This is a genomic window from Belliella aquatica, from assembly GCF_014637795.1.
Classification (GTDB): domain Bacteria; phylum Bacteroidota; class Bacteroidia; order Cytophagales; family Cyclobacteriaceae; genus Belliella; species Belliella aquatica.
This window is the reverse complement of record NZ_BMFD01000003.1, coordinates 273,723-297,539: the sequence shown is the minus strand read 5'-3', so window position 1 is coordinate 297,539 and position 23,817 is coordinate 273,723. Positions and strand designations below refer to the sequence as shown.

The 23,817-nt window shown below is 37.7% G+C and carries 21 protein-coding genes; 11 read left to right on the top strand and 10 right to left on the bottom strand.

Annotated elements, in window-relative coordinates; all coding sequences use genetic code 11:
* Window positions 1-8: 8 nt before the first annotated feature.
* Window positions 9-1,082 carry a mannose-1-phosphate guanylyltransferase gene (locus tag IEV57_RS06200; protein WP_188440708.1) on the bottom strand — a complete coding sequence of 358 codons (1,074 nt, stop codon included), beginning with the start codon at window positions 1,080-1,082 and terminating at the stop codon, window positions 9-11.
* Window positions 1,083-1,091: 9 nt separating this feature from the next.
* The gene (locus IEV57_RS06195; protein ID WP_188440706.1) at window positions 1,092-2,060 is read right to left on the bottom strand and encodes a KpsF/GutQ family sugar-phosphate isomerase; all 969 of its coding nucleotides are present in this window, start codon (window positions 2,058-2,060) and stop codon (window positions 1,092-1,094) included.
* Between the two features lie 100 nt (window positions 2,061-2,160).
* Between IEV57_RS06195 and recQ the strand changes: the two genes are divergently transcribed.
* From recQ to IEV57_RS06175, 4 genes are all read left to right on the top strand, one after another.
* Window positions 2,161-4,338 (top strand): DNA helicase RecQ, encoded by a 2,178-nt coding sequence (gene recQ, locus IEV57_RS06190; RefSeq protein ID WP_188440704.1) that lies wholly within the window; start codon window positions 2,161-2,163, stop codon window positions 4,336-4,338.
* Window positions 4,339-4,353: 15 nt separating this feature from the next.
* Window positions 4,354-5,652, top strand: a complete 1,299-nt coding sequence (purD, locus tag IEV57_RS06185; protein WP_188440702.1) for a phosphoribosylamine--glycine ligase — start codon at window positions 4,354-4,356, stop codon at window positions 5,650-5,652.
* A 133-nt stretch (window positions 5,653-5,785) separates the two neighbouring features.
* Entirely contained in the window at window positions 5,786-7,150 is a 1,365-nt protein-coding gene (locus IEV57_RS06180) for a PSP1 domain-containing protein (protein WP_188440921.1), read from the top strand.
* Window positions 7,143-7,601 (top strand): gliding motility lipoprotein GldH, encoded by a 459-nt coding sequence (locus IEV57_RS06175; protein ID WP_229744245.1) that lies wholly within the window; start codon window positions 7,143-7,145, stop codon window positions 7,599-7,601. Before IEV57_RS06180 ends, IEV57_RS06175 begins: the two co-directional genes overlap by 8 nt.
* A 193-nt stretch (window positions 7,602-7,794) precedes the next feature.
* On the opposite strand, the gene IEV57_RS06170 is transcribed toward IEV57_RS06175, so the two are convergent.
* Window positions 7,795-11,739, bottom strand: coding sequence for an AAA domain-containing protein (locus IEV57_RS06170; protein WP_188440698.1), 3,945 nt, complete (start codon window positions 11,737-11,739; stop codon window positions 7,795-7,797).
* Between the two features lie 5 nt (window positions 11,740-11,744).
* Complete coding sequence (locus tag IEV57_RS06165; protein WP_188440696.1) at window positions 11,745-12,557, bottom strand: SDR family oxidoreductase; 813 nt, start codon at window positions 12,555-12,557, stop codon at window positions 11,745-11,747.
* A 256-nt stretch (window positions 12,558-12,813) separates the two neighbouring features.
* Here IEV57_RS06165 and IEV57_RS06160 point away from each other — a divergent pair, with 256 nt between their 5' ends.
* Entirely contained in the window at window positions 12,814-13,434 is a 621-nt protein-coding gene (locus IEV57_RS06160) for a Pr6Pr family membrane protein (protein WP_188440695.1), read from the top strand.
* Between the two features lie 206 nt (window positions 13,435-13,640).
* A complete protein-coding gene (locus IEV57_RS19505) occupies window positions 13,641-13,814 on the top strand; it encodes a Pr6Pr family membrane protein (RefSeq protein ID WP_188440694.1) in 174 nt (57 codons plus the stop codon).
* Window positions 13,815-14,048: 234 nt separating this feature from the next.
* Here the strand turns inward: IEV57_RS19505 and IEV57_RS06150 are convergent, their stop codons facing one another.
* Window positions 14,049-14,810, bottom strand: a complete 762-nt coding sequence (locus tag IEV57_RS06150) for a hypothetical protein (RefSeq protein ID WP_188440693.1) — start codon at window positions 14,808-14,810, stop codon at window positions 14,049-14,051.
* A 101-nt stretch (window positions 14,811-14,911) separates the two neighbouring features.
* On the opposite strand from IEV57_RS06150, the gene rlmD reads away from it, so the two are divergent.
* Window positions 14,912-16,318, top strand: coding sequence for a 23S rRNA (uracil(1939)-C(5))-methyltransferase RlmD (gene rlmD, locus IEV57_RS06145; protein ID WP_188440692.1), 1,407 nt, complete (start codon window positions 14,912-14,914; stop codon window positions 16,316-16,318).
* Window positions 16,315-16,692 carry a hypothetical protein gene (locus tag IEV57_RS06140; RefSeq protein ID WP_188440690.1) on the top strand — a complete coding sequence of 126 codons (378 nt, stop codon included), beginning with the start codon at window positions 16,315-16,317 and terminating at the stop codon, window positions 16,690-16,692. The genes rlmD and IEV57_RS06140 overlap by 4 nt, the downstream gene beginning before the upstream one ends.
* A gap of 96 nt (window positions 16,693-16,788) precedes the next feature.
* Here the strand turns inward: IEV57_RS06140 and thiL are convergent, their stop codons facing one another.
* The 3 genes from thiL to IEV57_RS06125 all read right to left on the bottom strand — a co-directional run bounded on the left by thiL (window position 16,789) and on the right by IEV57_RS06125 (window position 18,914).
* Entirely contained in the window at window positions 16,789-17,820 is a 1,032-nt protein-coding gene (gene thiL, locus IEV57_RS06135) for a thiamine-phosphate kinase (protein WP_188440688.1), read from the bottom strand.
* A gap of 5 nt (window positions 17,821-17,825) precedes the next feature.
* A complete protein-coding gene (mce, locus tag IEV57_RS06130) occupies window positions 17,826-18,227 on the bottom strand; it encodes a methylmalonyl-CoA epimerase (RefSeq protein WP_188440686.1) in 402 nt (133 codons plus the stop codon).
* A gap of 132 nt (window positions 18,228-18,359) precedes the next feature.
* The gene (locus IEV57_RS06125) at window positions 18,360-18,914 is read right to left on the bottom strand and encodes a fasciclin domain-containing protein (RefSeq protein ID WP_188440684.1); all 555 of its coding nucleotides are present in this window, start codon (window positions 18,912-18,914) and stop codon (window positions 18,360-18,362) included.
* A gap of 382 nt (window positions 18,915-19,296) precedes the next feature.
* On the opposite strand from IEV57_RS06125, the gene IEV57_RS06120 reads away from it, so the two are divergent.
* The gene (locus tag IEV57_RS06120; protein ID WP_188440682.1) at window positions 19,297-20,184 is read left to right on the top strand and encodes a sterol desaturase family protein; all 888 of its coding nucleotides are present in this window, start codon (window positions 19,297-19,299) and stop codon (window positions 20,182-20,184) included.
* Window positions 20,185-20,235: 51 nt separating this feature from the next.
* Here IEV57_RS06120 and IEV57_RS06115 read toward each other — a convergent pair whose 3' ends face one another.
* A complete protein-coding gene (locus IEV57_RS06115; protein WP_188440680.1) occupies window positions 20,236-20,676 on the bottom strand; it encodes an RrF2 family transcriptional regulator in 441 nt (146 codons plus the stop codon).
* A 131-nt stretch (window positions 20,677-20,807) separates the two neighbouring features.
* On the opposite strand from IEV57_RS06115, the gene IEV57_RS06110 reads away from it, so the two are divergent.
* Window positions 20,808-21,440: an NAD(P)H-dependent oxidoreductase gene (locus IEV57_RS06110; protein ID WP_188440678.1), complete on the top strand. Its 633-nt coding sequence runs from the start codon at window positions 20,808-20,810 to the stop codon at window positions 21,438-21,440.
* Window positions 21,441-21,509: 69 nt separating this feature from the next.
* Here IEV57_RS06110 and hemG read toward each other — a convergent pair whose 3' ends face one another.
* On the bottom strand, window positions 21,510-22,034 hold the full coding sequence (gene hemG, locus IEV57_RS06105) for a menaquinone-dependent protoporphyrinogen IX dehydrogenase (protein WP_188440676.1): 525 nt from the start codon (window positions 22,032-22,034) through the stop codon (window positions 21,510-21,512).
* Window positions 22,035-22,265: 231 nt separating this feature from the next.
* Between hemG and IEV57_RS06100 the strand changes: the two genes are divergently transcribed.
* Entirely contained in the window at window positions 22,266-23,783 is a 1,518-nt protein-coding gene (locus IEV57_RS06100) for an ethylbenzene dehydrogenase-related protein (RefSeq protein ID WP_188440675.1), read from the top strand.
* Window positions 23,784-23,817: the final 34 nt, after the last annotated feature.

The window sequence follows — 23,817 nt, the reverse complement described above, 5'->3', positions numbered from 1 at the left end:
AATAATCGCTATACGAAATTCTCGCCTTTGGTTTTTGCATCGCTCACGAATTCCCTGAATTTCTTTTCCGCATCTAGCTCGCAGATTAAAAGCACATTATCAGAATCACTGATCAAATAATTTTCTAATCCTTGCACCACTACCAATTTATCCGGAGAGGCTTTGACAAAACAGCTTTTCGAATCATAAATCAGTGCATTCGCTTCAATCACATTGTTGTTTTCGTCTTTGCTACGAATCTCATGTAGACCACTCCAAGAACCTAAATCAGACCACCCAAAATCTCCCAAAATCACATAGACTTCGTTCGATTTTTCCATAATTCCATAATCAATGGATATATTTTTGACTTGGGAATATGCTTTCACTATAAATTCACTTTCCTTGTCTGTGTTGTAGTACTCTTCTCCTTCCTCAAAAGCTTCTGCTACCTCAGGCATGTACTTTTCAAAAGCCTTGATGATACTCTCTACTTTCCATACAAACATCCCTGAATTCCACACAAACTCACCACTTTCTACAAAAGCCTTCGCCAGCTTGATGTTTGGCTTTTCAGTAAAGGTTTTTACTTTTTTCGCATCCCCATTTTCATTACTGATATACTGAATATAACCATAGCCTGTTTCGGGTCTATTAGGACGAATCCCAATGGTAATCAATCGGTTTTCATCATTAGATGCGTGAAGAGCTAAATTTATTTTTTGTAAAAAATTAGCCTCTCTCAAGATCAAATGATCCGCTGGAGTGACGATAATCTTCGCGTCTTTGTCTTTTTGAGCAATTTTGTAACTTGCATAAGCTATGCAATTCGCAGTATTTCTTCTCAAAGGTTCCGTCAAAATATGGGATTCATCCACATCGGGCAATTGCTCTTTCACCAAATCAAAATAATGCTTATTTGTGACAATTAAGAATCTATCTGGATCTGTAATTCCTTCAAATCGATCATACGTCATTTGAAGTAAAGTCCTTCCAGTTCCTAAAATGTCTAAAAATTGCTTTGGTTTTTTATTTCTACTGTATGGCCAAAATCTGGAGCCAATTCCTCCTGCCATAATAACAATATACGGTTTTTCCTGCATCCTTTTATCTTAAACGATACCTTCTTTCATCAAATCATGAATATGAATAAATCCTGCGATATTATCACCATCCATCGCCACCAGCTGTGTAATATTAAATTCTTTCATCCTATTGAGCGCCCTGATCGCAAATTCATCTTGAGAGATTGTCTTCGGATTTTTTGTCATAATTTCTATTGCTTTTACCTGATGAATATCTGCACCAGATAGAAGCATTCTTCTCAAATCTCCATCAGTGATTATCCCGAGCAATTGACTAGAATGATCTACTACTGCGGTTGCTCCGAGTCTTTTGCTACTGATCTCTACGATAATTTCAGTCAAAAGGGCATCTTCTTTGACCGCAGGAACCAAATTTTTTGGAATCACGTCAGCGACAGTGAGATAAAGTTGCTTTCCTAATGCTCCACCTGGATGATATTTAGCGAAATCTTGAGAAGAGAATCCCCTTGCTTCCAACAAACAAACTGCCAACGCATCTCCCATGGCCATATGAACTGTGGTACTCGTCGTAGGTGCTAAGTTATTTGGGCAGGCTTCTTCTTCAATAGTCGCATTGAGCACATAGTCAGCATGCTCGGCAAGATAACTCTCCACATTGCTTACCAAAGCGATCAGCTTTGACCCTAACCTTTTCAATAGCGGAACCAAAACCTTGATTTCTGGTGTATTTCCGCTTTTTGAAATACAAATAACAAAATCATTTTTTTGGATCATGCCCAAATCTCCATGTATTGCATCTGCTGCATGCATAAATAAAGCTGGTGTACCGGTCGAATTCAATGTAGCCACTATTTTGTTAGCTACAATGGCACTTTTCCCAATACCCGTGATAACCACCCTTCCTGAGGATTCCAAAATTGCTTCCACACAAGCCACAAAGTCATCATCTATATAATTTATGAGATTTTGTATCGCATTTGCCTCCTTTTGGAGCACTTGTATAGCGCTTGTTTTAATATTTTTTGTTAATTTCAATTTTGACAGGCTTAATTGTTAAATTTGTTCAAAGGTAAAAAAGAATTCCTTTAAAGTTTAATGATGACCCCAAAGCGGAACATTAAAACGTGATTGTGAAGTGGATCAAACAGTAAAAGAAAATCTCAAAGAAATATTCGGTTTCAGTCAGTTCCGAGGGAACCAAGAAGCTATCGTTGACAACATCCTAGGTGGAAGCAACACTTTTGTAATCATGCCTACAGGGGCGGGGAAATCACTATGCTATCAGCTTCCAGCCGTTATCAAGGATGGAACGGCGGTGGTAATTTCACCGCTAATCGCTTTGATGAAAAATCAAGTTGATCAGCTCAATGCATTTGGCATCAATGCCTATTTCCTCAATTCAACGCTGAATAAATCTGAAACCAACAAAGTAAAAAAAGAGGTTTTAGCAGGCAATACAAAATTGTTGTATGTAGCACCTGAGTCGTTGACCAAAGAAGAAAATGTCAAGTTTCTCAAAGAAGCAAACATCAGCTTTGTAGCGATAGATGAAGCACACTGTATATCTGAATGGGGGCATGACTTCAGACCAGAATACAGAAGGATCAAGTCTATCATTGCTCAGATTGGAGAGAAACTGCCAATTATCGCTTTGACGGCTACTGCTACACCAAAAGTACAGCAGGACATTCAGAGAAACTTGCAGATGGAAGAAGCTGATTTATTCAAGTCTTCCTTTAATCGAACGAATCTCTACTACGAAGTCCGTCCAAAGATTAAGAACGAGACCAAAAAGCAAATCATCAAATATATCAAAGGTCAAAAAGGTAAGTCTGGTATCATTTATTGCTTGAGTAGAAAAAAAGTCGAAGAAATCGCTTCTCTCCTCAAAGTAAATGGAATCAACGCTGCTCCTTATCATGCTGGCCTAGATCAAAATATTAGAATCAAAAATCAAGATGATTTCCTAAATGAAGAACTTGATGTGATTGTTGCAACAATTGCATTTGGTATGGGAATCGACAAGCCTGACGTACGCTATGTCATCCACTATGATGTACCAAAATCACTGGAAGGCTACTATCAGGAAACTGGAAGAGCAGGAAGAGATGGTTTGGAGGGTCACTGCTTGATGTTTTACAAATATGATGACATTGTCAAACTTGATAAATTCAACAAAGACAAACCTGTAACAGAGCGCGAAAACGCCAAAGTTCTTCTTCAAGAAATGGCTGCTTATGCAGAAAGTTCTATTTGTAGAAGAAAAACGCTCCTTCATTATTTTGGAGAGTACATGGAAAAAGATTGTGGATTCTGTGACAACTGTAAACATCCAACAGAGAAATTTGAAGGACAGGAGTTCTTGGTTTCAGCGATAGAAGCGGTCAAACAAACCAATAATCGATTCAATGTAGAGCATATCGTCAAAGTGATCCGAGGAGAACAAAACGATTACATGAAAAGCTATGGACACGACAAGCTTTCAGTATTTGGTATCGGAAAAGAGGAAGACGAAAGACATTGGAAAACAGTTGTCAGACAAGCCATGATCAATGATTTTCTTGAAAAAGACATTGAAAATTATGGTGTGATTAAAGCAACTCAGAAAGGTCTAGATTTTATCAAGGAGCCTTATGGAATTATGATCAGCAAAGATCATGATTTTGAACAAATGCTTATCAACGACCCCTCAGAAGACATCTCCCTTGGAGGAAAAGCCTATGACGAAAAGCTTTTTGAGTTACTGAAATTAGAACGTAAAAAAGTAGCCAAGTCAAAAGGACTGCCTCCTTATGTGATTTTCCAAGATCCTTCTTTGGAAGAGATGGCTACGGTTTATCCAACTACGAGAGATGAATTGGCGCAAATTAATGGAGTCGGAATGGGAAAAGTCGCTAAATTTGGAGCACCTTTTCTAAAACTTATAGAAAATTACGTCGAAGAAAACGACATCATGACGGCTTCAGATGTTGTCGTCAAAACAGCGGGAAACAGATCTAAAGTAAAAATTTCTATCATTCAGCAGGTAGATAGAAAAATAGACCTGGATGAAATTGCGGAAAATCTGAATATTTCTATGGGGGAATTACTTCAAGAAATCGAACAGATTATCTACAGTGGCACCAAGCTGAACATCAATTATTACATTGAAAACATCATGGACGAAGAGCGAGAAGATACGCTCCATGATTATTTCATGACTGCTGAAACAGACAATATCAAAGCGGCTCTTGAAGAATTAGAAGACGAAGATTTTGCAGAAGAAGAAATCCGTGTCTATCGTGTCAAATTCATCTCAGAACACGCTAACTAAACCAGAATTCACTCAATGAATATATTATTATTAGGAAGCGGAGGTAGAGAACATGCCTTTGCTTGGAAAATTGTAAATAGTCAAAAATGTTCTCAACTTTTTGTTGCGCCTGGAAATGCCGGGACTGCGCAAATCGCCAAAAATGTATCATTATCAATTACTGACTTTCATGCTATTTCTGATTTCGTATTAGAAAATAACATCGACATGGTGGTTGTCGGTCCTGAAGAACCCTTGGTAAAAGGTATCGTTGATTTTTTTCAATCTAATCCCCAGATTTCAACTATTCCCATCATCGGTCCGAGTGAAGAGGGAGCTAGATTGGAGGGGTCAAAAGACTTCTCTAAGCAGTTTATGGAGCGCAACAACATCCCAACTGCAGCTTCAGCAACATTTACAAAAGAGACCATAGAAGATGCTTATCAATTCATCGATCAGCAAAGCATTCCTGTTGTCCTCAAAGCTGATGGACTAGCAGCAGGTAAAGGTGTATTGATTTGTCAAAGTCATCAAGAAGCGAAAGACTCGCTGAAGCAAATGCTTATTGACAATATGTTTGGAGAAGCTTCTTCAAAAGTAGTAATAGAGCAATTCTTAGATGGAATCGAGCTTTCTGTATTTGTAGCAACAGATGGAAAAAGCTATAAAATCCTACCTGAAGCCAAGGATTACAAACGAATCGGTGAAGGTGACAGTGGATTGAATACTGGAGGAATGGGAGCCGTAAGCCCTGTTCCGTTTGCCGATGCGGACTTCATGAAAAAAGTCGAGGATCGTGTTGTCATTCCAACTGTAAAAGGATTAGAAAAAGAAAATATCAAATACACGGGCTTTCTATTCATTGGATTGATGAATATTGGTGGAGAGCCTTTTGTAATAGAATATAATGTACGCATGGGTGATCCAGAGACTCAGGCAGTACTTCCAAGAATCAAAAGCGATTTTGTAGACTTACTCCATGCGATGGGTACCATGCAATTGGAAAAATATACTATCGAACTGGAATCATTCACGACTACCACCGTGGTCATTGTCGCTGGTGGTTATCCTGAAGCATACAGAAAAGGTGACAAAATCATTGGATTAGAAAATGCTGGAAAAGACAATAAAGCGTTGGTATTTCATGCAGGGACTAAACTGGGTTCTGAAGGTGAAGTGCTCACCAATGGAGGTCGCGTAATGGCCATCACTGGAATTGGAACGAACGTAGAGTTCGCACTCGAAAACGCATACAAGAATGTTGCAGAAATCTGTTGGGATGACTTATATTTCCGAAAGGACATCGGTCAAGATATTCTGAAATTAATAAAATAACCCCAAACTAACGAGGAGTGTCAAGCTCCCTTTTGATATAAATATGGCAGGATGTAGTAGCTGCTCTACCACCACTGGATCTAGTGGAGGATGCCAAAATAACGGCACTTGTGGTACGAGCGATTGTAATAAAATGAACGCTTTCGACTGGCTTTCCCACATGGGAATTCCAGTAGTAGATAAGTTTGATATAGTAGAAGTGAAGTTCAAAGGTGGTAGGAAAGAATATTACCGCAATGTAGATCACCTCCACCTCACTACAGGTGACCCGATCGTAGTAGATGTTCCAAATGGACATCATGTAGGATGGGTTTCTTTGCAAGGTGAGTTGGTAAGACTTCAAATGCAAAAGAGAAAAGTTAGAGATGATGATAATATCCTAAGGATTTATAGAGTCGCTAACCAAAAAGATATAGAAAAATGGGAGGAAGCGAAAAATAGAGAAGTTCCAACTATTTACCGAACCAAACAGATCATTGACGAGCTCAATTTGAACATGAAATTGTCTGATGTGGAATTCCAAGCAGACAATTCCAAGGCAACGTTTTTTTATTCTGCCGAAGATCGAGTTGATTTTAGAGAATTGATCAAATTGTTGGCTTCTGAATTTAAAATCAGAGTGGAGATGCGTCAAATCAGCTTGAGGCAAGAAGCAGGAAGGTTAGGCGGAATCGGTGTTTGTGGTAGAGAGCTTTGCTGTTCTACTTGGATACATGACTTCAAAAGTGTCAGTACTTCTGCGGCGAGATACCAAAACCTATCCCTGAACCCAACAAAACTTTCTGGGCAATGCGGAAGGTTGAAATGCTGTTTGAATTATGAGTTAGATACTTACATGTCTGCATTAGAAGATATTCCAAATGTGGAAAAAGCGCTTTTGACTGAAGCAGGACCAGCAAGGTTACAGAAAACAGATATTTTCAGAAAATTGATGTGGTTCAGCTACAACAATGAAAATAACTGGTTTTCGATCACTTGCGAACGTGTCAAAGAAATCCAAGCGCTCAATGCGAAGGACATCAAACCCTTTGATTTACAAAATGATCATGCTAAGGACGCTGAAGATAAAATCAGTCAGTCCAATATGGAATTAGAAGCGCTGGATAAAAAATTCAGTACGACTACCAAGAAAAAGAAGAAAAAGAAAAAACCTAGGAACGGAGACGGTACTCAGGCTAATAGTGAGAGACAAAACCCTCAAAAAACAGCCGCTGCAAATCCAAACAGACCTGGTGTCAAAACGGAACCAAGAGAAGGAGGTATTCGTGATAGAAATAGAAATAATAAGCCAGCACGAAGAAATCCAAATCAAAAACCTCAAAACGGGACAGGATCTGAAAATCCAGCGAAACCCAATTCTCCAAAAGCTAGGGTAAATCCAAATCCTAATTCTCCTGCGAATGAAGAGAAAAAACCGCAGGAAAATAGACCTAAAAAGAAGAGATTCCCTCCTAGAAATAAAGGAGGTCAAAATGATAAGGGTGATCAAAATGGTTAAAAAAACCTTTCCTTTTGTACTTGCTTTATTATCGCTTTGGATGATTTCATGCGATGGCAATCGAGTTTTTGAATCCTACAGTGGTTTTGAAACACAAAAATGGAACATCACGGATACCGTAAGTTTCGAAATTACCGATACTGAGGCATATACAAATGCTTTGATTAACGTGAAGTACAATACTGATTATGGTTTTAGAAACCTTTATGTAAAATACTTCCTCTTTGATAGCCTAGGAAGTCAAATCGAATCACAGTTAGTCAATATTCCACTCTTTGATAGCCAAGGTGGAAAGCCTTTGGGTGATGGATTTGGAAGCACATTTACTAAGACGGACACCTTACCAATCATCACTGATGCTGTATATACCAAAGTACAATTTGTGCAATACATGCGCGTGGAGGAATTGGATGGCTTGGAAGCTATTGGGTTTAAACAAGTAAGGAAATAATATTTGATTATCCGCAATAACGCCAGCATTCATATTTATCACGAGGAAATATGCGGATAATTGTCAACAGTCCACGGAGAATGGTCAACTGATGATCTAAATCTGATGATTACATTATTTTGGATGGCTACTAATAAAAAAGCAGAAATATAAATAATCAATACAAAAAAGCCGGGAAGAAATTCTCGGCTTTTTATTTTTCAAAAATATCTTTTCCCATCCAATGTTGGCGGCTAAAAAAGAAATGGTACGGCCATGACTTTTGCTTAAGCTGGAGTGGATGGTACACAAAAGCCTCTTTTGCACTTGAAGCATCATACAGTCGCTGATCATCTGTGAAAATAGCCTCTACAAAACCTTCTTCTTTATTCTTTACTACCAAATCTAACCAAGCAGAATTGGAAATTGGTGATAATTCAAAATCATCATTTTGGGTAACAAGCCTACTTTTCAATGCCCAACTTTCTAAAAATCCCTGAGGATTATGTGCTTCAATATTTTCCATTTCACCCTTCACTTGAGCTTCTACAAAACTTAAATAAGCTTGAAGCATTTCAATTCCAGGATTAGTTAATTTCATTTTACTAAGATCTCTGGAACTAATACTTGTAACAAGGCTAATCTTCTTCTTTGCTCTGGTGATAGCTACATTCAATCTGTTTTCTCCACCTTTTTTAGACAAAAGCCCAAAGTTTGCAATCAGCTTTCCTTTCTTATTTTTGGCGTAGCCAATTGAAAAAATAACCCAGTCAAATTCATCTCCTTGGACGTTTTCAATATTTTTCACAGACACTTTTCCTAAATCAATGGTAAGATCTTCTTCTAAGAGCTGATTGATCAATTCCATCTGAAAATAATTGAAGGAAATGATTCCTATGCTAAACTCAGGTTTTGATTTTTGAATCCGCTTTACGGTTTCGACTACTGATCTTCCTTCTTCCAGATTAGTCTGATTTTCCCAGACTCCATCTACATGGATCAATTCAAAAGGGCTTTGCTGGAGATTTGCAAGATTTCTATCAGTCAACATCTCAAGTTTACTTTCATAGAAATGCTTATTGGAAAATTGAATCAGAGACTTTTCGGCACTTCTATAGTGACCCTTCAACCAAAATTTCTTAAAAAACCCAGAAGCTAAGTCCAACAATGAATCTGTCTCTACTTCCAATCCCTCCTCTTCTGTGTCAATTCTAACCTGATACAAATCAAATGGCTGCAACTGTTTAGAATCCCCTGCCACAACTACTTGCTTGCCTCTCAGCATCGCAGGAATTCCACGCTCTACATAACATTGCGAAGATTCATCAAAAATCACAAGATCAAAATTCTGCTTCATGGGAAATAAAGCTGAAACAGTTTCCGGGGAAACCAACCAACATGGCATCAACTTAAAAATCTCTCCTTCAAAGTTTTCTATTAGCTTCTTGATCGTCCAAAGCCTCCTTTTCTTGCTGACTTGATGCAAAAGTTCCCTGTAGGTGACAAGATTATTCAATCTGTTAAATTCGAGATTTTTGAATGTGTATTCGCGCACTCTCAGTTCCGAAATATACTGTGACAGCTCCCATTTCTCCACTACAGATTGCATCAACTCCTCTTGTGCATTCAGGAATTTCGCTGTGCTCACTTCTCTCAAAACAGGATATTTTGCCTCTATATGATCAATCCAAGCATTACTCAGACCGATCAAAAACAAATAACTCAGCTGACTGTATTCGTGCGTTGGGAATTCATCCAGCAACTTTTCCATGACATGAATTTCATCAGAAGTCAGCCGCTTTCTCAGTTTATCAAAAGCTACCAATTCATCAAAAACAAAAGGAATTTGCTCTTTTTGCACCAAAAAGGACTCTTCAGGCGCATGAGATATCAAATGCTGAATTTGGATCTTACTGAGATAAATGCTCCAAGTATCAATTTTCTCAGACAGTAAATGATTGAATTTTTCAAAACCCTCTAATAAATCAAAAATCTCACTTGCTGACTTTTCTTCATCTAAAATCAGATCTGAAAAACCATCTAAATCATTGATTAATTTACGTGCTTGAATGGCCTCTAAGTGGGTGGATGCGGCATGATTGAAAGTAGAAAAATCAAAGGGTTTGGAAGGCAATTCCAACCAAGCCTTTTGAGTCAAAAGGGTGTATTGATGATTAAGATTCAATCTATTTTCAAGCTTTTTGACCAAAAAATCCAGATCGTGAGCATTATCCTTGAGCTTATTGGAAGCCAACAGTTCTTGGACTCTAGCAAATTTTTTCTTGTTGAGCAAGCGATCAAATCTTCCTAGCCAAGTGTCTTTTGTCTTGATGTATTCCAAAAGTATAGAAAGGCTTTCCTGAACCTTCCCGTCCTCTATATTCCACTCCACGCCCTCCTCTGAAAGTAAAGATTTCACTGCCTCAAATTTATTTTCCAACCAAAGCAAATCAAATTCTTCAATTTGAAATGGCTTGATCCGATCAAAAACCATTTGCACATCCTTCAAATGCAAATGATGTTTGAGGCTTTTGAGCTTTTCTTTTTGCTCAAAAAGTGAATAAAGGTAGGTAGAGTCCAAGCCTTCAAGTTCATCGAAAGTGTCTTCAAAAGAAATTTTAACCTGATCTATCTCTTGTAAGGTCTCTTTCATTCGCTGAGAAGCAGCAACACCAAAACTGCTAAAATCCACCCGATGAAGCCAAAATGATTGCGCATTTTGATACTTTTTGTAATAGGTTTCATATTCTTTGAAATTTCTCAAAAAATCAGCGACGCTATCCCAGTGAAATTTCTTGTAATACTGCGTCAAGTCCACCTCTTCCTCACCCAACTTGGACGTCATATAAAGTTGCTTGATGGGAATGCCACATTCTTCGGTATTGAAAAGCCCTTTTTTGAAATCATCAAAATAATCCAAATGCATATCAATCGTCCGAGACAACTGAGAAAATTGCCTTTCCAATTGAATAGCATTGATTCCTCTATTCAATTCCTGATACTGCTCTATGGAGTTGACTTGTTTTTGAATCTTTTCAAAAAGTGAATTTCTGTTGGCTCTAAAATCATGTACCAAAGCCAAGAAAGCTGCAAAACCCTTTTCCTCCAATCTTCTATAAACCACATCTAATGCGGCTCGCTTTTGGGAAACAATCAAAACCTTTTTTCCTCTTGAGATATAATCAACAGCCAAATTACTAATCAACTGAGATTTCCCTGTTCCCGGAGGACCTTCGATAAAGCAAGATTGTCCTGCTTTGACCGCTTTGACAACCTCTTCCTGACTTGCATCTAAAGGGAAAACATTATAAAGCTGATCTTCTCTCGGTATCGACATTTCCTCCTCGTCCGGAGCATAATGCTTGGAAAATAATTCCTCGAGATTTTCATATGCATTTTGACTGATCAAATCTTCGTAATCTTGAATCAGAAAACTAGACTTCTGTGAAAATTGTCCTAAAACTGCATAGGATCTAAGTTTGAGAATTCCTGAGTCAAATTGATTTGCATCAACGGACTTGCTGCTTTCTGGAAAGTCAAATATTTTTTGTTGATACAATTCCTGATTGAAGTTGATAGAAAAACTAGTTTTTAGAACCTCGTAAATCTCTGTCAAAAAAGCAGTAGCATCTGTTGGAAAACCCTCCAGCTGCATGTCTTCCTCAGATATTGGTCGCTTACCGTAGGCTCTTTCATAAGCCAATAGAAAAGTTTTATTGAATATAATTTGCTGTGAGTTGTCTGAATTCAACACCCACTCGCCCCCATCTTTTGCCAAGCTCACGGGGAAAAATAACAAAGGACACCTGACAACTTGCTCGTTGATCAATTTTCCTTCAATAAATGGATAGCCAACATAAAGACTTTTCTCTCCCGTCTCTTCTTCAGTCAATTTGATCTGATGAAGAATCGATTTGAGGTTTTGCGAGAGTGAATTGATATCCTTATCTCTAGGATCAGAAATCGGGATAAGAAAAATTGATTTTTTGCCTGCAATCAGGTCTCTGATGTAATCAAAAGAAACTTTGTTCTGTAAAAAATTCAATCTGTTCAAGTCTATCATTTGGGTTAAATAGAGCTTTGGGAGATAAAGCGATCTATTTCTGCTTGAAAGATCCGTCAAGCGATTGAGGTAAACTTGAAAGGTTTCTTTGATCATATTGCCTATTTAAATGGGGAATCTTTTTCTTTTGCCATTTGATTGTAAACCACTCCATCCATGATTCCAGGAATCCATTTATTCAAAAATACCGCCAATTTCCCCTGAGTAGTCAAAACTATTTCTCTTTTTCGCTTTGCTGTAGCTTCTACGATATAGGCTGCGACTTCTTCTGCTGACATCATTTTGGCTTCATCGCGAGGTGATGCCCCTTGGGGTGTTCCATCTGCCAATAAAGCATTTGATCGGATATTTGATGTTGTAAATCCCGGACAGGCCACAAGCACATGAACGCCCTTTTTGAGCAATTCCGTTCTGAGCGATTCAAAAAATCCATTCATCGCAAACTTACTCGCTGTGTAAGCAGTCCTTGCGGGCGTTCCTCGATAACCATTGATTGAAGAAATCCCGATAATGCTTCCTTTCTGCTGCGTAATCGACTCCAAGCAATATTTGGTCGCATACACTGCTCCCCAGAAATTGATATCCATCACTTTTTTGAAAACTTCAATATCCAAATCCTGAAAAAGTGCCCGCATCGAAATTCCCGCATTGTTGATTAGAATATCGATTTTGCCAAAATGAGAAATTGCCTTTTCGGCCATTTTCCTATTGTCCTCCTCAATTGCAGCATCAGCTACAATCCCAATGGCATCCACACCCTCTTTCTGTAATTTGATCAATGAATTGTCTAATTTGAGTTGACTTCTTCCTGTAATTACTACTTGAGCACCCTCCTTTCCAAATGCTATGGCACAAGCTTCTCCTATTCCCGATGTGGCTCCAGTGATGACAACTACCTTATTTTTAAATTTCATTTTAATTCAAATTTGACTTCAAAGATAAAAATTTTGCACGCATGCTAAATGGGTGATTTAATGATTAGATTGAAAATTCCTTTCAATAAATAGATATCATCAAAATAAGCCATTTTTAAAGAAAAACCTTAATATTATATGGCAAACTTGATCTTTGATCAATTTAAAGATAAAATTTCTTTAATCATGAAAATTCTTTAACCTTAAGATAAATGAGTTGAGTATTGTTCAATCCTGTTCCAATCAATAATAAAATATGAAAAGAAAATTATCTATTGCCTTCGCTTTTATCGCTTGGTTTGCTGTTATCGTACAATTTTATCTGATGATGGAAAACCGAATTGCATCTGTTCCAGAAACAATAATTCGATTCTTCAGCTTCTTTACCATCTTGACAAATACTTTGGTTGCGATCTATTTCACAAGTCAAAGCCAAAAAGAAAATTCCGCTTCATTTTTTAGCAAAGCTGGAAGATTGACTGCTATTACGGTTTATATCTTGGTAGTAGGATTGATTTATCAACTCGTTCTTAGACAAATTTGGGAACCTACGGGAATGCAGAAAATCGTTGACGAATTGCTTCATTCAGTAACCCCAGTGATTACTTTAATCTATTGGTTTCTTTATGAAGAAAAGAAGCTGGTCAACTGGTCTCAAATCCCCTATTGGCTAATTTATCCAGCTATTTACCTTACATACATTCTGATTCGAGGACATATTTCTGGTTTCTATCCCTACCCTTTTGTCAATGTCACAGAAATTGGATACCAGCAAATCTTGATCAATTCATTAGGAGTATTGATACTTTTTGTGATTCTGTCAAGTGGGATGATCTTGATTGGGAAAGGTTCTGTGGTAAATTCTAAAGACACTTAAAAAATTCAACTCTTTCAGAGTTGGGAATAGATAACTGGGTTTGCATAGTTGCTTTCTCCTCCGCATTGGCATGCGGGGTTAATTAAGGTTTATCCCCGTTGGGGATGTTAGGAGATCTTAGTTCCTGGAGGGAACAAATTTGAGTAACCCCGGATAAAATCCGGTGGACACTGAAATCATTTTACTAATCTTACTAACAGCTCCAATTGGTCAGAGGAAAACTTTCGAGTTTCTACCCCTACCCTTTTGTCAATGTTATTGAAATTGGATGCCAGCAAACCTTGATCAATTCATTAGGAGTATTGATACTTTTTGTGATTCTGTCAAGTGGGATGATCTTGATTGGGAAAGGTTCTGTGGTAAATTCTAAAGACACTTAAAAAATTCAACTCTTTCAGAGTTGGGAATAGATAACTGGGTTTGCATAGTTGCTTTCTCCTCCGCATTGGCATGCGGGGTTAATTAAGATTTATACCCGTTGGGGATAGTAGTACGCTTTAGTTCCAAGAGGGAACAAATTTGAGTAACCCCGGATATAATCCGGCGGACACTGAAATCACCTCACTAATCTTACTAACAACTCCAAAGGAGTTGAATTTGAAAAGGATGAATCTTCAATAAATTGAGTCTTTTACTCTTTTGGCTTCAATACTATTGGATTTTATGCTGGGTCTTATCTTTACATATTTACCAACATAGCTATAAATAGTCGGATCCTTTAATTTGTATTCAATTTTTATGAAATCCCCCACATTAATATTTGCTCTTCTATTTCCCGCATTAATATTCCCAGTATAATCAACCCCTTCTACTTGATATTTGAATTCAATTTTTTTGGCGTAATAAGTTCCTTTACGCAGAATCAGTTTCTCCTTAATAACTTCTGCTTTTGCATATTCTGTTTTACTTAGTAGTAGATGAACCCCATCTAGAAATCCAAAAAACCATAAGTTTAAAGTAAAAATTGAAACGATAATCATTAAAACAACAATTGAAAAATATTGATTAGGTTTTGAAACAGGTTTTAAATTGTGAACAGAAATAAGGTCATGATCTAACTTCTTTTGAAGAAGATTCTTTATTTCATGGATTTTATCTTCAAAATAATACCTAGCTACTGTTTTTATTTGCTTTATATTTTCGGGAGCTTTATCTAAAATAGTTGATTCACCATTTTCTTCCAGAATTACAGCAAAACCATCTTGAAATAAACTACCTCCTATCTCAATCCAATTATTAGAATCTTTTTCAATAACAATCTGATAAAAAAAAATCCAATCCAATTGATCAATAAGTTCAATTACGTTAGCTAGTTCGGCATTCTTAGAAATGGTTTTTTCTCTTTGCCCATAATCCGAAATCAACTTAACTATCATACTTATCTAAAATGTAAATTTCATTTCTCACCTTCCTAAAAAGGCAATGCATATTTCAATAATACCCAATTACATTGACTTTTTTGATTAATTTTGCGCCCATGTCGAGAAAAATGAAAAATAAGGTTGTAACAAACCTGACTATTGAAAGAATCGCTACGGAAGGGAAATGTGTTGGACATCATGAAGGCAAAGTCGTTTTTGTGCAAGGTGTGGCGCCCGGAGATGTGGTAGATGTAAGAATTACCAGAGGAAAAAGCTCATTTATGGAAGGGGAAGCCATCAAATTCCATGAATATTCTAAAGATAGAATCGATCCATTTTGCTCGCATTTTGGCACTTGCGGTGGCTGCAAGTGGCAACATATCAATTATGACCTTCAAAAGACTTACAAAAGACAACAAGTCGTAGATCAGTTCACACGAATTGGGAAAGTGGAGATTCCTGAGGTCATGCCTATCGTCGGGTCTGCAAATACGAGGTATTATAGAAATAAGCTTGATTTTACTTTTTCGAACAACCGTTGGCTCACACGTGAAGAAATCGACTCAGGAGCAGCATTCGAGAGAAATGCGCTTGGTTTTCATATTCCAAAGATGTTTGACAAAATCGTCGACATCGAGCATTGCTATCTCCAAGGTGATATTTCTAATGATGTACGAAATGAACTGAGAGCATTTGCTTTGAGCAATTCACTTTCTTTTTATGACATCCGAAATCAAGTTGGACTACTGAGAAATCTAATCATCCGAACCACAAGCACAGGCGAAAGCATGGTCATTGTTCAGTTTGGTGGTGACAATGCCGAGGAAATTGACTTGGTAATGAATTTTCTTCATGAAAAATTCCCGCAGATCACTGCACTTCTTTACATCATCAATTTGAAGAAAAATGAGACATTCAATGATCTTGAAGTGGTGACTTTTGCTGGAAGAGCCTACATCGAAGAAGAAATGGAAGGTTTGAAGTTCAGAATCGGACCGAAATCATTTTACCAAACCAACTCAGACCAAGCTTACGAACTTTATAAAGTCACCAGAGATTTTGCTGGATTGAAAGGGGATGAAGTGGTTTATGATTTGTACACCGGAACAGGTACGATCGCAAACTTTGTTGCCAAGCAAGCGAAGCAAGTCATTGGAATCGAATATGTGGAAGCAGCGATCGAGGATGCCAAGCTTAACTCACTAGTAAACGGACTAGAAAACACGCTTTTCTATGCCGGAGACATGAAAGACATGCTCAATGATGACTTTATCGCTGCACATGCCAAGCCTGATGTCATCATCACTGATCCGCCAAGAGCTGGAATGCATGACGATGTGGTCAATATGCTACTCAAACTTGCCGCACCAAAAATCGTCTATGTCAGCTGTAATCCTGCTACTCAGGCAAGAGATGTGGCTTTACTTTCAGAAAAATATAGCGTGGACAAAATCCAGCCTGTGGATATGTTTCCGCAAACTTACCATGTTGAAAATGTAGTACTTCTAACTTTGAAATCATGATATCAGACTTTAACGACCCGGAATTGAGTGGAAAATATTTGGGAACCATCACCAAAGATTTCATCAACGTATCTGACATTCTCAAGGAAGCCTCTTATCAGGTAAGAAGCAGGAAATTCTCCCAATATCCGATTTTCCCAATTTCTAAAGAAGAGCAACCAATCGGCCAACTGCTCTTAGGAAAAGAAGAAAAGAAACTAGATTGGAATTATTATATCACCTATGTAGATGAATTTATTCAAAGGAAATTGATAGCCGAAGACTTATTGGAAGAATTCGAAAAAAACTACAAAAACCCGGATGAATTCTGCTGCCTTTTTGTGATGGATAAGGAGTTTACGAGTTTTGTTTATATTCCATTCCCGGAGGAGTAACCATGAGCTCGCGAAGGGAGCGGAGGAGCAAAGGATTGTAGGATAACTGAATAAAAAAAGGGGGAGCTTTCGCTCCCCCTTTTTGTTGAAAATATTTTAAAAATGCTTCCAGCCTTGAGCTTTGAGTTCTACTACTGTTCCGCTCTTGGTAACTAGATTTTTGCCATCTTCTGGCTTGGTGGTGTGACCGATAAAGTGGATATCTGCATGTTTTTCCAGCTTCTCAAAATCTTTTTGATCAATCGTGAAGAGCAATTCATAATCCTCTCCGCCATTCAACACACAGGTAATCGGATCGAGTCCGAGTTCTACAGCGGTATCAAATGTTTGCTTGTCAATTGGCAATTTATCTTCATAAATCGTCACACCGACATTTGACGCTTTGCAGATATGAAACAACTCAGAAGCCAAGCCATCTGAAATATCCAACATACTGGTTGGCACAATTCCCAATTCTCTCATTTCATGAATGATATCCATTCTTGCATCCGGCTTCAACTGACGGGCTGTCACAAAAGTGTATTTATCCAAATCTGGCTTCATTTCTGGATTAGCCATAAATACCTGCTTCTCTCTCTCCAAAACCTGCAATCCAACCAATGCTCCACCCAAATCTCCAGTCGCACAAATGATATCATTCACTTTTGCACCTGATCTGTAGGAAAGCTCTTCTTTTTTTGCTTCGCCAATGGCAGTAATAGAAATCACCAAACCTGAACGCGAAGCCGTGGTATCACCACCAATCACATCAACATTATAATGTTCTGCTGCTGCATTGATTCCAGAATATAAGGCATCAACAGCTTCTACCGAAAAGCGATTTGATAAAGCGATGCTTACCGTAATTTGCTTTGGAATGGCATTCATGGCTGCCACATCAGAAATATTGACAGCAACAGCTTTGAATCCTACATGCTGCAACGGTGCATAGGCCAAATCAAAATGTACGCCTTCTAGCAACAAATCCGTGGTGACTACTTTGACATGATCGCCTGCTTCGATGACTGCCGCATCATCTCCAATTCCCTTGAAAGTTGATGTGTTTTTGATTACAATACTTTTATTCAAATGATCAATCAGGCCAAACTCACCTAATTCACCGATTTCTGTTCTTTTGCTATCTTCCATAATTCTTATTTTCTCTCTTGACACAATTCCACCAATACGCCATTGGTAGATTTGGGATGCAAAAATACAACTAATTTATTGTCCGCCCCTGCTTTTGGTGTTTCATTCAAGATTTCGAAGCCTTCAGCTATGAGTCGCTCCACTTCCGCATGGATATCCTCCACATCAAAAGCGATATGATGGATTCCTTCAGATTTTTGCTCCAAGTATTTCGCAATCGGACTATCAGGTCTAGTTGCTTCTAAAAGCTCGATTTTAGTCTCTCCAACTTGGAAAAATGAAGTCATCACTCCTTCCCCTCCTACTTCCTCTTCCTTGTAATGTTCTTTTCCCAAAAGCTTCTTAAAAAGTTGATTAGACGCTTTGAGGTCTTTGACTGCTATTCCTAAATGTTCTATTTTTCTCATCTTGTTTTTGAGTTTGGACAAAAATAAGAAATCCTACTTGGAAAACTTAATGCATATCAAGAAGGAGAAACGAAAAAAGTCCTGAGCAACAAGTTCAGGACTTTCAAACTATTTAACCAATCTAAAGTAATTTTAATTAGGAACGAGTACTTTATCTATAACATGAATCACTCCATTGGATGCTTCAACTGTCCCAATGATTTTTCCTCCATTGACCAAAACATCCCCATTTTCTAAGATTTCGATTTCTACTGATCTTCCATCAGCGGTACCCATTTTTCGGCCATGGACTAAGTCGGCCTTTTTGTAAACTCCCAAAAGCACGTGATACTCCAAAATATCTCTTAACTTTCTTTGATTTTCTGGTTTCACCAAGCTTTCTAATGTCCCTGCTGGTAGCTGATCAAAAGCTGCATTAACTGGAGCAAATACAGTGAATGGACCAACATTAGTCAGTGCGTCTACATAATCAGCAGCTTGCAAAGCCGCTACAAGAGTGCTATGGTCGGCAGAACTGATCGCAACTTGAACCACATTTGGGTTTGACATATCGTCCACAACACCTGACTGACCAACAGATCTGTTTTCAGAAATGCTAGAAGTTTCCGATTCTGTCTTTGCATCATCGCAGCCCACAGAAAAGCTGATAAGGATCGCTCCAAGGATAAATTTTAAGATATCTTTCATTTTTTTCGGGTTTAATTAATGCTCAAAATTAATAAAAGATATTTTTATCTTTTATGACAAAAGTCAGGTTTTTGGTGAATAGTATTTTATTTTAGTAAATACTGATAATCAGATTACTAAGAAAAATAAAAAAGGCCTTTATTCCATTTTTATTTAAAAACTCAACTGCTATTATTTTTATCAGTAGGGAAAAATTTCCTATATTTAAGAGTATAGCATTAATAAAAATAGAGTCCGCATGATATTTAGTAGCATTCAATCACGTATTAATTTTGACTATATCCCTCTTATCGAATTTCGGTTTTTGTCTATTACTTAATTCCCAAAATTGAATTTTCCAGCACTTAATTAATCTACGATTAACCCTTTTTTCAAATAATCTATGAACAAAGAAAAACTCACCATAGAACAGGTTTTTAGCTTAGACTTACCCAATATCATTCTTTATGCCGCTCCAGTGATGATAGGTTTAGTATTATTAGAATGGTTCTATTCATATCGCAACAAAAAAGATTACTACGACGGTAAAGACACCATTTCTGCCACTTTCATTGGCTTAGTCAATGTTGGCATGAGTGCAGGAATTAAGGTGATTACTTTCGGGATTATCTTGTTTTTCTACAATCTCGTCCCTTGGTCTATCCCTAATACTTGGTGGGCTTATGTGCTTTGCCTGTTTTGGTTGGACTTTTGGAGATATTGGGCACATAGAGTTGCTCACGAGAATCGTTTTTGGTGGGCAACGCATGTAACGCACCACAACTCTGAGAAATACAACTGGTCTGTGTCATTTAGATTGAGTTGGACGCAGCATATCAAAGTCATTTTCTTTGTTCCGGTAGTTTTAGCGGGATTCCACCCCGTTGTCTTCTTTATAGTACATCAGTTAGCTGTTTTGTATCAATTTTGGATTCATACCGAATACATCACCAAACTCCCCAAACCAATAGAATTTTTCTTTACCACCCCTTCTCACCACAGAGTTCATCATGCTACTAACGAGAAGTATTTGGATAAAAATTACGGATCAACTTTCATAATCTGGGACAGAATATTTGGAACATTTATGCCCGAACAGGAGAAAGCGAATTATGGCTTGACGAAGCAAGTGAATTCTTACAATCCTATTACATTGAACTTTCATGAATGGTCTGACATCGTCAAAGATGTAAAAAGATCTAAATCTCTCAGAGAGGCCTATGCGATGATTTTTTCAAGACCTAGTGAATTGGAAATGGTCAAAGCAAAGTTTCGGGAAAAAGAAAATTAAGTATTTAACAACAAGAGTGAGTGTCAATTTCAAAAATGGCACTCACTTTTTTTAAACATCAAATCTTGCTAAGACAGTTTGACCATTGTCAACTTCTAATGCCAGTTCTCGAAGTGTTTTTTTCGTCAGCATTTCGACTATTTCGGTGCGGACTTTTTTGATTTCGTGATGAAGTGGACAAGGGTTTGTTTCAGAACATTCTTTCAAACCCAGTGAACAACCACTAAAAAGACTGTCTCCATCTATCGCCACAACAAGATCTTTGAGCGTGAATTTTTCATGTTTACCATCAACATAAAAACCTCCATTGGGACCTTTTTGGGAACCGATGATTTTCTTTCTGACCAGATCCTGAAGAATTTTTGCTGTAAAAGGTTCAGGGACATCTACATATTGCGCCACTTCCTTAGCTCCAACTTTATTGCCTTTGAGGCTTTGTCCCCAAATATAAATTACTGACTTGACTCCGTATTGACAGGCTTTAGAAAACATGTGTTGATTTTATATTTAATATAAAATTAAGGATAAAAAAGTCTTTCATAAGACATTCAGACATTTTTTTTCGCTTCCTTGAACTCTTTTTTAAAATTACGTGTATATACATTGATTAATTAAAAAACAATATGAATTCAGTAATTAAAAATCTACAGTGGCGCTATGCGACCAAGAGAATGAATGGTCAAAAAGTACCTTCAGATAAATTGGGGAACATCCTTGAATCAATTAGATTAACTGCAACTTCAAATGGATTGCAGCCCTTCACAGTGTTGGTTATCGAGGATCAGGAAACCAAAGAGAAGCTTCACAAAGCTGCTTTCAATCAACCTCAAGTATTGGAAAGTTCTCACCTGCTTGTATTTGCGGCATGGAAAAATATAACACCTGCACAGATCGATACCTATTTTGACTTGGTCTATGAAGAAAGAGGGATGGAAAAAGGCTCTTTGGATCAGTATGCCACCTTCTTGAAAGACAACTTCAGTAAGCAAACTTCTGATGAAATCTTCAATTGGGCAGCTAAGCAGGCATATATCGCCTTGGGTACAGCTTTAGTCTCAGCTGCGGAAGAAGAGGTAGACAGCACTCCAATGGAAGGTTTTAACGCCGCCGAAATTGATCAAATCTTAGGCTTGGATGAAAAGGGAATGGGAAGTTCTGCACTTCTCGCTTTAGGATATCGAGACAGTACAGCTGACCATATGGTAGACGCCAAAAAAGTCCGCCGATCAAAAGAAGAATTATTCGTAACTATCTAATTCAAAAAATCCCAATCTGAACGGTTGGGATTTTTATTTTTACAAATAGATCAAATTCTCAAAATTCAACTATAATTTTTTAATCTCCTCTGCAAAATCTCGCACTTGATCCCAATCTGTGTATTCAATTGGGAGATTTGAAAAAACAGGACCTTTGGTGATAATCATGATTAATTTAATCATGTATTTGTCCCAAAAGGAATATCGACTGTAATCCAATGCTCCTGCAAATATCCCTATCAAATTTGGAGACCAACTGCTTCGTCTAAAAAATTTTGATACATAAGGATTCGTTTCTTTAGTTCTCTTTTCGGGCTTCCTTGCGACCAAATTAACTGAAATAAAAACTGACTTTATCTTATTAAGAAACTCTGAATCCTCTTCGATCAGGGACAATATTTTTGGATGGTGCTTCCCATATCGAATACTCGAGGCTAAAATAATCTTGTCATAATCCTTTAAAGTCTTCGAAAAGAAAATGACATCACCACTCACAACATCATCACCCCCTTCTCTGAGACACCTCTCTATTTCAAGACATATCTTCTTTGTTTGTCCGTCAATAGAACCGTAAAGCATCAAGATTTTTGCCATATGGACATTTGATTTTTAAAGTTTAGGGTATCGCAAGCTAACTAAATAGCCAGATAGAAATGATAAAAACATCATATCCAATATTAATAAAAAAAACCTTGGGATTTATTACAAACTGATGAAAGTCACCTTTTTAAGTGGAATAAGTCAGTCCCACCCCTTTCTAGTATCTGTAAATTTACATAATAGCAATTCAAACAAACTATATAATTAACCAAATTCTAAAGCACTATGAAATATCAAAAATTAATTTCCAACAAGTACAGCGTGCTGCTCCTCAGTATTTTTTTCATAGGGAGTATAATCGCATCCTGTACGCATGATGATCGAATTTTCGAACCTGCCCCTGTAACTCCTGGTGAAACACAAGTTAAACTCCAAGTGGCTTACGATGCCACAGACGTAGCATTTCGATTTACATGGAAGACTCAGAAAAAACTTTATCCAACGGGACTTCCAAATACTGGAAAGAATTACCCGATGCAGTTTCATGACATGTTAATGCACAATGGGACCAAATTCGACAGACTCCCTTCAGGAGAAAGGATGGAAGAAGATCGGATTTCAGTAATGCTGAATAAAACACAGGCAGGTATTCAAGGATTTGCAGAAGCTGGTTGTGCGATTATTTGTCACACAAACATGGATAGCCATCACTTACTAACAAATGACGTTCTGGATCATTGGCATTGGAGAGGTGCACGTTCTGGACCTATGGGATATGCGGAAGATGTTGCCATCAATAATACTGAGAGAATCAGGGATAACTTAGGAACACTTCCCACCAAATTTTTAAGATCTGGTGGTGATAGGCTAAGAGAAAATCAGGAAGCCTTGGCTGGCACTGGACATCCAGTTTTAGTAGATGGGTTGCCAAGATTTGTCTTCAACAAAGGAAAAAATATGCCTAGTAATTTTACAATACCTAGTTTTTTCTTAGTTGGTGATAACAATGCGATACTAATCAACCCACAAGGAGAGATTCCTACTGTGAAAAATGTAGATAGAAATACATCTTTACTAGTTGTATATCAGGACAAAACATTCGATACAAGAGATAAAATGAATTCGCTTGATCTGGGGTATTTAGTCTATGTGGCATTAGGATCTGTAGATCATCTACCGGCTCACCTCCGTGATGTGGCATCTACAGATTTCAATACATGGAGATCATATTGGGCAGCAGAATCTAACATCACAACATCAGCAGCTGCATTGACAAAGCTCAATGAAATCCATGCAGAATGGAATAGTAGCAATAAAAAAGCAATGGTAACAAGAAGTGTTGGCTTCATCTATCCAAGTGATCAACATGATGTGAAATCCGAGAGATCGTTTAATCCAAATACAAATGAATGGACTGTAACGCTATTCAGAAAACTAAGAACTGATTCAAATAGAGATGAAGACCTTTCTGAATTAAGAACAGGAGCCATTTATGGAGTGAGTTTCGCTATGCATGATTCTGGAGCTGGATCAGAGACACATGATATTTCTCTACCTTATAAAATGTCAAATGCAAACTCTGCAGATATACAAGCTGTATCGGTAAGCAACATTCAAAGTGTGGACTGGAATAGTCTTCCAGCGCTAGAAACTAATTGGGTAAAACAAGCCCTAATGCCGAAATACACTTCAGATTGGTTGAAAAGTGCTGCACATCCAGGAGCAAGTTCTCTTGAGTCTGTCACTTGTGCTACTTGCCATACAGATGATAAATCTCTTCTTAATTCATTGGTTTTAGACTAAAATCCAAACCAAATTCTTTAACCAAAAAATAAGA